Genomic DNA, 10021 nt, shown 5'->3' on the forward strand with positions numbered 1-10021 from the left:
ATTCCGGTACTTGACCGTGAAATTGACGCGCTAGATGGTGTAGAGCTCGCAACTTTGCGTTTAGGTGCTTACGAGTTACGTGATCATCTAGAAATTCCATATCGTGTGGTACTTGATGAAGCAATCGAACTTGCGAAGCATTTTGGCGGAGCAGACAGTCATAAATACATCAATGGTGTATTAGACCGTTTAAGTTCGACACTGCGTAGCGCAGAAAAACAACAAGCAAAATAATAGGCTTGATGTTCTATGGCTGAGTTCTCAATTATTGATCAATACTTTAATCGTCAGTCACATCCTGACGTTGCACTTGGTATTGGTGATGACTCAGCCTTAATTACTCCCCCTCCAAATCAACAACTGGTGATCTGTGCAGATACACTTGTTGCTGGACGTCACTTCCCTCTTGAAACCTCGCCCCATGCGATTGGCTGGAAAAGTGTTGCCGTAAATCTGTCTGATATTGCTGCAATGGGTGCCAAACCACATAGTATTTTACTTGCGATCAGCTTGCCTCAAGTTGACCATGAGTGGCTTGAAGGATTTAGTCAGGGAATCTATGACTGTTGTAATCAATTTGGAGTTGCCTTAATTGGCGGAGATACCACTCAAGGTCCGCACCTTACCATTACCGTCACGGCCATGGGCTGGATTGAAACAGGAAAAGCTGTATTACGTTCAGGTGCTAAGGTCGGTGATTATGTTTGTGTAAGTGGGCAGATTGGTGATGCTGCTTATGGGCTTCAGCATTTAGGACATTCCTTGCAACAAAGACTGGACTATCCGACGCCACGTTGTAAGCTTGGAGAAGAGCTAAAAGGGCTCGCCTCTAGCATGATCGATGTGTCAGATGGTTTAGCTCAAGATTTAGGACATATTTTAAAAGCATCCAAGGTTGGAGCACGACTCATCCTGGAAAAATTACCTGTTGATCCTGTACTGCAACAACTAGAAGAACAACAACGTTGGCAATATGCGCTTGCAGGTGGTGATGACTATGAATTATGTTTTACAATAACACCGCAAAATTATGAAAAACTTTTGCAAAAACAACTAGACGTTAAGATTACAATGATCGGACAGATCGTTGAGCAAACAAAACTAACTTTTGAGCATTTGGGTTCAGATTACCCATTGCAAATTCATGGATACCAACACTTTGCATAAACCGCCGATTCATTTTAAAGACATGTCTTGGTTCAACCGCTGCATCGTTTTCTGTGGGGTTGGTTTTGGATCTGGTCTTGCTCCTAAAGCACCTGGTACTTTTGGCTCTGCTTTTGCCTTACTTTTTGTTCCCATCTGGTTATCTCTCGGATTTACTTTAAGTTTAATCGCTATTCTCATCATGTCAGTGGTGGGTATTTATATTTGCGGTCAAACTGCAAAAGTAATTAACGTACACGATGATGGTCGAATTGTGTGGGATGAATTTGCAGGTCAATCTATTACCTTTCTTCCTCTGCTCTATTTACAACAAATAAATTGGATTTGGGTAATTACAGGATTTATATTATTTCGAATTTTCGATGTTTGGAAACCTTGGCCTATACGCGTCATTGATCGCCAAGTACACGGTGGTTTTGGTATTATGCTTGACGATATTATTGCCGGTGTATGGGCTGCTCTTTGTACACTAATTATTATCCATTTGAGTTAAATCATTCGAGTTATTCATGTCAACTACTGTCATTATTCTTGCTGCAGGCAAAGGAACGCGAATGCGTTCTCAGCTCCCTAAAGTACTACAACCTTTAGCTGGTCGCCCGCTACTAGGACATGTTATTAAAACAGCAAAACAACTATTAGCAGAAAACATCATTACCATTTATGGACATGGTGGCGATCACGTAAAAAAGACATTCGCACAAGAAAATATTCAGTGGGTTGAACAAGCAGAACAGTTAGGGACCGGTCATGCGGTACAGATGACTTTACCGGTACTTCCTAAAGACGGCATTTCATTAATTTTATACGGTGATGTTCCTTTAGTCCGTCAAACAACACTTGAACAACTGATTGAAGCATCAAATAAAACCGGTATTGGCATGATTACTTTACATGTCGATAACCCAACAGGTTATGGCCGTATTGTCCGCCAAGACGGTAAAATCCAAGCGATTGTTGAACATAAAGACGCAACCGAAGCTCAGCGTCAAATTCAAGAAATTAACACAGGTATTTACTGTGTCAGCAATGCAAAACTGCATGAGTGGTTGCCTAAGCTTTCAAATGAAAATGCACAAGGCGAATACTATTTAACTGATATCGTTGCGATGGCTGTTGCTGATGGTCTAGAAATCGCCTCAATTCAACCAGAGCTCGCATTTGAAGTTGAAGGTGTAAATGACCGCCTGCAACTTGCAGCACTTGAGCGTGAATTTCAGAAGCAACAAGCAAAAGAACTTATGCAGCAAGGCGTAACTTTTGCTGATCCTGCACGTTTTGATTTACGTGGTACAGTAAAAGTTGGTCATGATGTTCGTATTGATGTGAATGTCATTATTGAAGGCGACTGTGAACTCGGTGACTTTGTCGAAATCGGTGCTGGCTGTATCTTAAAAAATACAACCATTGCAGCGGGCACTAAAGTCCAAGCGTACAGCGTTTTTGATGGAGCAGTTGTTGGGGAAAATACCCAAATTGGTCCATTCGCACGCTTACGTCCAGGTGCTAAATTGGCAAACGAAGTACATATCGGCAACTTTGTTGAAGTCAAAAATACAACGATCGGTCTAGGCAGTAAAGCTAACCATTTCACCTATTTAGGTGATGCCGAGATCGGTGCTGAATCAAATATTGGGGCAGGTACAATCACCTGCAATTATGATGGTGCAAATAAACACAAAACCACTATTGGCGACGCAGTTTTTATCGGTTCTAATAGCTCGCTGGTTGCGCCTGTGACTATTGGTAATGGAGCAACAGTCGGTGCGGGTTCTGTGATTACGAAAGATGTGGCTGAACAAAGTCTCTCCTTTGAGCGTGCTCAACAAATTTCTAAAGCAAATTATCAACGTCCCCAAAAGCTTAAAAAATAAGAGGATTGAAATATGTGTGGTATCGTCGGAGGCGTTGCAGAACGTTGTGTAACCGAGATTTTAATTGAAGGTTTAAAACGTCTTGAATATCGTGGTTATGATTCGGCAGGCGTTGCTTTACTCAATAACCAGCAAATTTTACGTGAACGCCGTGTTGGTAAAGTTGCCAATCTTGCAGACGCTGTTTCAGAACACCAGCTTACTGGAGCAATTGGTATTGCGCATACCCGTTGGGCAACACACGGTAAACCGACCGAAAATAATGCTCACCCGCACATGTCAGGCAAGGTAGCAGTCGTTCACAACGGTATTATCGAGAACTATCAAGAGCTTAAAGATGACCTTCAAGCTTTAGGATATGTATTTACTTCTCAAACAGATACTGAAGTGGTCGCCCATTTAGTTGCAGAAGCTCTAAAAAATACTGATAGTTTACTTGAAGCAGTAGAATCTGTAGTTCCTCAGCTTAAAGGTGCCTATGCGTTAGGTATTATTCACAGCGATTACCCAGATGAACTCATTACTGTACGTGAAGGTTCACCACTTGTAATTGGTGTGGGTATTGGCGAGAACTTTATCAGTTCAGACCAATTGGCCCTTTTACCAGTAACGAACCGTTTTATTTACTTAGAAGAAGGCGATATTGCTCGTCTTACTCGTACTTCAATTGAAGTATTTGTAAAAGGTGAACGTGTTGAACGTCCAGTTAAAGAACTTGATGCAACTGTAAGCAGCGCTTCAAAAGGTGAATATAAACACTACATGCTCAAAGAAATTTATGAGCAGCCTGAAGCAATCAAACAAACAATTTCTCAAGCACTTGATGGCAACAATTTACGTGATGATTTCTTGAAAGATGCTGATGCAGATTTCAGTAAACTTCAAAGTGTTCAAATTATTGCGTGTGGTACAAGTTATCACTCAGGAATGATCGCTAAATATTGGTTTGAGCAATTGATTGGTGTGCCTTGCCAAGTTGAGATTGCGAGTGAATTCCGTTATCGCTCACCAGTGATTGTGGAAAATACACTTTACATCTGTATTTCACAATCAGGCGAAACAGCGGATACCTTAGCTGCACTACGTGAAACTCAAAAACGTGCTAAAGCAAATAATATCGATATTCAGACTTTAACGATCTGTAACGTCGCAACTTCTTCAATGGTGCGTGAAACTGATCACCACTTATTGACGCTTGCAGGCCCAGAGATTGGGGTTGCATCAACAAAAGCGTTCACGACTCAGCTTGCTGCATTAATGTTGTTAATCTTGAAAATTGGTCAAGTGAAACAGCGTATTAGCAATGTGATGATTGAAGAGCTTGCTCGTGAATTGTGGCATAGCCCGAAAGTGATTCTTGATACACTTAAGAATGATCCAGAAATTTTACGTTTATCAGAATTGTTCGTTGAAAAACAACACTGTTTATTCTTAGGCCGTGGCACACACTATCCAATCGCTTTGGAAGGTGCATTAAAGCTTAAAGAAATTTCATATATTCACGCAGAAGGTTATGCGGCTGGTGAGTTAAAACATGGCCCATTGGCACTTGTAGATAATGAAATGCCAATCGTGATTCTTGCACCAAATGACGAAATGCTTGATAAGCTTAAGTCAAATATGGAAGAAGTTCAGGCGCGTGGCGGTGAATTATTCGTTTTCGCTGATGAAAATAGTGGTGTAGTTGAAAAAGACCGTCAACATGTCGTTCATATTCCAGCAGTAAACGAATGGCTTGCACCAATCATTTATAGCGTACCAGTTCAGTTATTGTCTTATCACGTTGCTGTATTACGTGGTACAGACGTTGACCAGCCACGTAACTTGGCGAAGTCAGTAACTGTAGAGTAATTCAAAAAAGATCATTATTAAGGCATCACCTGCTTTAATAATTGATTGATTAAGCCCGATATGCATTAATTGCCTATTGGGCTTTTTATAGCTCTACAGCTTTTACAGACAATTTCTCAGATAACAAAGAAAAAGTAACATCCGCAACTTCCAACGGGTCTGAACTGGTCCAAATAATATGCTTCCCCTCATTTGGACTTTCAGAACTTAAATGATATTGATTGAGCTGACGAATTAATTGTGCCGTTACAGCTTCCGAAGGCTCAATAATTTGAATATCACGGCCTACAATTTCCTGAATCGTATCTGAAACAAATGGATAGTGTGTGCATCCTAAAATAATCGTATCGACTTTTTGCTCGACCAACGGCGCCAAAATATTTTTTAAATAATCTTTAACTTCCGCGGTATGTGCTTTGCCCGTTTCAATTTTTTCGGCTAAGCCAATACACGGCACTAAAGACACTTTAATATCTTGCGCATACGTTTCAATTAAACTCTTTAAGTTTTTGCCCTTCACCGTGGTAGCAGTTGCCAAAACCGCAATATGCTTGCTCACAGTCATTGCCACCGCGGGTTTTACCGCTGGTTCAATCGCAATAAGTGGCACATTAATTTGCGCTCTAATCGTTTCAACCGCAACAGCCGTCATGGTATTACAAGCAATCACGATCGCTTTGCATTTGCCCTGAGCAACTAGGTTTGAAATTAAATGCGTGGTCCTTGAAACAATCCAGTCGCTTTCTCTGTCTCCATAAGGGACATATTTCGAGTCGGCGAAATAGATAATATCTTCATTCGGTAGCGCCTCCCGAATATGCTTAAAGAGAGACAACCCACCTAAACCAGAATCAATCATTCCAATCGGGTTGTTATTGTTATTCATTGTTTGTCCTGTATTTCATATATTTAGAAAAATTCTTTCATGGTTGCCAAGTCATTGAGCACGACTTTGGGCTGAATGGTTTTTAATTTTTCAGCCGATGTATAACCCCAACCTACCGCAGCAAAATCAATGCCTGCTTTATGTGCAGCTTCGCCATCAGTCGTTTGGTCTCCGACATAAATGGCCTGCTCTTTATTTAAATTCAAAATATTGAGAACACGCTTAATTCGTTTAGCTTTGCCAAATATAGACGAGCCACCATCAATATGGCTAAAAAGTTCACATAGTTCTTTACCCAGTACATTTTGACAGTTTTCTTTAGAGTTTGAAGTAATAATTGCGAGCGTATAACCCCGCTTATGCAGTTCAATTAAGTGGTCCCGCATACCCTCAAACAACTGAATTTCTTCATCTCTTTCTTTCATTAACCGAATAAAGTCTTTCGCAATCCAAGGCAGTTTCCACCGAGAAACGTTCATCTCTTTCATAATTTCTCTAGGCGTAAGTTGTTTGTAGTACTCGACTTCGTGAAGGCTTACCGATTTAAACTTATACTTTGCGGAAAGTTGATTTAAAACGCTTAGAAAAAAATGAAAGGAATCGGCTAAGGTGCCATCTAAATCAAAAATAATAGCCTGATATTCTTTTAGGTTTTTTTCCATTTCTAGTTTCGAAAATATATTTTTTATTATTATATTCTGTTTTCTATCGGTTTTTAAATCAGGCCCAACAAGGACCTGACCAAATTTCGATTTTTGTTTTAAGCTGCCGCTTTTTGTTCCTTTATCCAATTTTTAATACGGGCATCGAGTATATTTAAAGGCAATGTTCCTGCATTTAAAACCATGTCATGGAACGCTTTGATATCAAAACGGTCTCCAAGCTCATGTTTCGCGAGCTCCCGTAGCTCTAAAATTTTTAGTTGGCCCATCTTATATGCCAATGCTTGGGCAGGAATAGCGATATAGCGATCCGTCTCTGCCTGAATATCAGGTTCATCTAAAGCTGAGTGTTCTCTCATGAAATCAATCATTTGCTGACGCGTCCACTTTTTATAATGCACGCCAGTGTCCACCACTAAGCGACAAGCACGGAACAACTCACTCGATAGTCTTCCATAGTCTGAAAGCGGGTCTTTATAGAAACCAACATCTTTACCCAGTTGCTCGGCATAAAGTGCCCATCCTTCAATGTAGGCGGTGTGGTTGGGTTGCTTTCGGAACATCGGCAAATTTGGCAAGTTTTGGGCAATATCAATCTGCATATGGTGGCCGGGAATTGCCTCATGGTAAGCGGTTGCTTCCATGGATATTTTGGAACGTTCAGAGAAGTCGCCAGTATTTACATATACTTGTCCCGGCCGTGAACCATCAGGTGTTCCTTGGTGATACTCCGCACCTGCCGCTTCTTTTTCTCGATATTGCTCTACAGGTAAAACTTCGACTTTATTTTTGGGTAATAAACCAAACAGCTTTGGCAACTCTGGTTGCATTTGGGCAATATATCCGCGATAAATCTCTAAAATTTCTTCACGAGATTTTGGGAAAACCGCGGGATTTGTTTTTAGAGATTGTTGGAAACTTTTTAAGTCATTGAAACCTTGTGCTTTGGCAATTTTCAGCATTTCCGCTTCTATACGAGCAACTTCTTTTAATCCGAGCTGATGAATGTTTTCAGGGCTTTCCGAGGTTGTCGTATTATTTTCTACATAAAAACGATAGAGCTCGTCACCGTTTGGCAAACTCCATATACCCTCGTGTTGTCGTCCATAGGGTAAGTAATCTTTCTGAATAAACGTCCCGAGTTTTTGATAGGCAGGCCGAACATTCTGATCTATGGCTTGTAGCACTTCACGGCTTAAACGCTCTTGTTCTGCTTTCGAAATATTTTTTGGAAATTGCTTTAATGGAGAGGCAAAAACACTGTCCTTCCCTGCGGGCGTCGCAATGCTAGTAATCTGCTTTGCCACCTTTTCAATTAAATATTTGGGTGGCATCAAGCCATCTTTTTGTCCTTGTTTCGCTAACTGAATACCTTGCTCAAGAATAAGAGGAATTTGTTTTAAACGAGAAATATAGTCTTGATATTGTTTAGCATTATCAAATGGAATCGAACTAATAAATCCCGGAAATTGTAAATGTAGTCCCCACATTTGATTGAAAGGCATCTCATACAATTTCAAATCATAATATTTAAGTGACTCTTTCAACTGATAAATCATTAAATCTTTATTTAATTGATCAGTTGCTGAAAACCCTGTGCTATCAATTGCTTCAAAACGTTTTAAAAAATTTTGCGTAGTTTTTTTATCTTTCTCAATCTGAGTTTTTGAAATCTCGGTCCATCGATCGTTATAGCGTAAGTCTCCTAAAACGGTTGCAGTTTCAGGACTATTTTTCAAAGTATATTCCCACTGTTCCTGTAAAAGTTGGTTTAAAACTTTCACCCGAACAGAGACATCACTCTTTTGTTTAGATTGTGATTTTTCGATGGTATTTGTATTTATTTCGGGGGTTGCAGCATTAGAAGAATGAGACATCCAAAATAAAACACTGATACAAGCAAAATGTAAGGTTCTGTTTTTCATTTAATTATCCAAACATATTTAACGAAGTTTAAAATAAAGACAAAACAAATTACGTGCCAAGCAGCATATAAAATAGTGTAAAAATCGAGTATTTTTTAACTCAATGATTTTATAAATTAATTTTCTTTTTAATTAAATTAATTATAGTTGCTATCTATATTCCGTATCTGACTTTAATTTACCAGAAAGTCAAAAAAAGCGCACATGAGCGATCTCAGTGCACTTTTTCATTTCTACATTAAAAATTGTTTCTCAAGAAAACAAATATTGATAAACAATATAGGCAGCCAACTTTGCAGTTCTATTGTCTAAATCAAATTTTGGATTGCACTCAGCAATATCTAAAAGTTTGATTTTTCCAGTCTCTTGAATATGCTTAAAAATCGCTTCAAAAGTCGCTAAATCAATTCCTTTTACAGCAGGTGCACTGACTCCTGGTGCAACCGCAGCCGCGAATACATCTAGATCAATCGTAACGTACAAACAGTCTATTTTTTCAACAAAAGCGTCAACCGCTACGAGCACGTTGTTTAGGTTAAAAATATTAACCTCATGATCTCTTAAATATGAACAATTTAAAGCATCGGCAGTATCAAACAAAATTTTAGTATTGGCATGGTTGGCAACCCCAATACATAAATAATTAAATTGTTTTTGATACTGTTCTGAAAGACGAGCTGCCTGTAAAAAAGGTGTTCCAGAGGTGGCATGCTCTGCTTCACGCAAATCAAAATGGGCATCGAAATTAATAATGCCGATTTTTTTATCTGGCGCGTGGGCTTGTACATATTGGAACAGACCGCTAAAGCTGCCAAATGCAACTTCATGTCCACCGCCCAATACAACAGGTTTTAAGCCATGTTCTAGGCTATTGGCGACTTGTTCAGCTAATTCGCTTTGTGCTTGCTCTAAATTGCCATATTCACAGGTCACCGTCCCTAAATCGACAATACTGACTGGGCGATGAATCGGTAAATTAGCAAGTTGCGTACGGATTGCATCTGGTGCATCGGCAGCACCAACTCGGCCTTTATTACGTTTCACGCCTTCATCAGAGCTAAAACCAATCAGGGCAAATTCAGCATGTTGGGTGGTGTTCACTATATGGTGAATACGTTGATGTGCCTCACCCTCGCCATCATGTCGACCTTGCCATTTAAATGTGTGATTCATGTGACACCGTTTAAAAAATAACTTCTTGTCCATGCTGAACGACTCGCTTAGGCAAATCTCCGCCCAGCCAGTAAACAATTTCAGATGGATGCTCAATATCCCAAGCGACAAAGTCAGCGACTTTACCCTGCTCCAAACTACCGTGTGTTTGCTCTAAACCGAGCGCTTGTGCAGCATGAATAGTGACACCTGCTAATGCTTGCTCAGGCGTTAAACGGAATAATGTACTGCCCATATTCAGCATTAAACGTAAAGAAAGTGCTGGAGATGTACCCGGATTTAAATCACTCGACAGCGCAATACGCACGCCATGCTTAATAAGACTTTCAATCGGTGGGTATTGTGTTTCACGCAATAAATAAAAGGCACCCGGTAGTAACACAGCAACCGTACCCGACTCTGCCATGGCTTTGACATCATCTTCGGTCATGTACTCTAAATGGTCAGCCGACAAAGCATGATAACGTGCTGCTAAGCTTGAGC

General features: G+C 40.1%; 10 protein-coding genes. 5 read left to right on the forward strand and 5 right to left on the reverse strand.

The features are described from left to right. The 5 genes from C1642_RS12305 to glmS form a co-directional block, all read left to right on the forward strand. On the forward strand, positions 1 to 234 hold a 234-nt coding region (locus C1642_RS12305), incomplete at its 5' end, for a transcription antitermination factor NusB (RefSeq protein WP_103236391.1). 15 nt (positions 235 to 249) lie between these two features. Next, entirely contained in the window at positions 250 to 1167 is a 918-nt protein-coding gene (gene thiL / locus C1642_RS12310; protein ID WP_000807404.1) for a thiamine-phosphate kinase, read from the forward strand. Further along, entirely contained in the window at positions 1145 to 1660 is a 516-nt protein-coding gene (locus C1642_RS12315; RefSeq protein WP_000380676.1) for a phosphatidylglycerophosphatase A, read from the forward strand. The genes thiL and C1642_RS12315 overlap by 23 nt, the downstream gene beginning before the upstream one ends. A gap of 16 nt (positions 1661 to 1676) precedes the next feature. Next, the gene (gene glmU / locus C1642_RS12320) at positions 1677 to 3041 is read left to right on the forward strand and encodes a bifunctional UDP-N-acetylglucosamine diphosphorylase/glucosamine-1-phosphate N-acetyltransferase GlmU (RefSeq protein WP_000108581.1); all 1365 of its coding nucleotides are present in this window, start codon (positions 1677 to 1679) and stop codon (positions 3039 to 3041) included. Positions 3042 to 3053: 12 nt separating this feature from the next. Then, the gene (gene glmS, locus C1642_RS12325) at positions 3054 to 4892 is read left to right on the forward strand and encodes a glutamine--fructose-6-phosphate transaminase (isomerizing) (RefSeq protein WP_031997029.1); all 1839 of its coding nucleotides are present in this window, start codon (positions 3054 to 3056) and stop codon (positions 4890 to 4892) included. An 85-nt stretch (positions 4893 to 4977) separates the two neighbouring features. Here the strand turns inward: glmS and murI are convergent, their stop codons facing one another. The 5 genes from murI to C1642_RS19275 all read right to left on the reverse strand — a co-directional run. Beyond that, positions 4978 to 5778, reverse strand: coding sequence for a glutamate racemase (gene murI / locus C1642_RS12330; RefSeq protein WP_031997030.1), 801 nt, complete (start codon positions 5776 to 5778; stop codon positions 4978 to 4980). A 23-nt stretch (positions 5779 to 5801) separates the two neighbouring features. After that, positions 5802 to 6440, reverse strand: a complete 639-nt coding sequence (locus C1642_RS12335; protein ID WP_031997031.1) for an HAD family hydrolase — start codon at positions 6438 to 6440, stop codon at positions 5802 to 5804. 98 nt (positions 6441 to 6538) lie between these two features. Continuing rightward, complete coding sequence (locus C1642_RS12340) at positions 6539 to 8365, reverse strand: DUF885 domain-containing protein (RefSeq protein WP_103236392.1); 1827 nt, start codon at positions 8363 to 8365, stop codon at positions 6539 to 6541. 252 nt (positions 8366 to 8617) lie between these two features. Beyond that, entirely contained in the window at positions 8618 to 9538 is a 921-nt protein-coding gene (hutG, locus tag C1642_RS12345; RefSeq protein WP_031997032.1) for a formimidoylglutamase, read from the reverse strand. A gap of 10 nt (positions 9539 to 9548) precedes the next feature. Next, on the reverse strand, positions 9549 to 10021 hold a 473-nt coding region (locus tag C1642_RS19275), incomplete at its 5' end, for an amidohydrolase family protein (RefSeq protein ID WP_228153858.1).

This window comes from Acinetobacter sp. AKBS16 (genome assembly GCF_002899995.1).
GTDB classification, from domain to species: domain Bacteria; phylum Pseudomonadota; class Gammaproteobacteria; order Pseudomonadales; family Moraxellaceae; genus Acinetobacter; species Acinetobacter baumannii.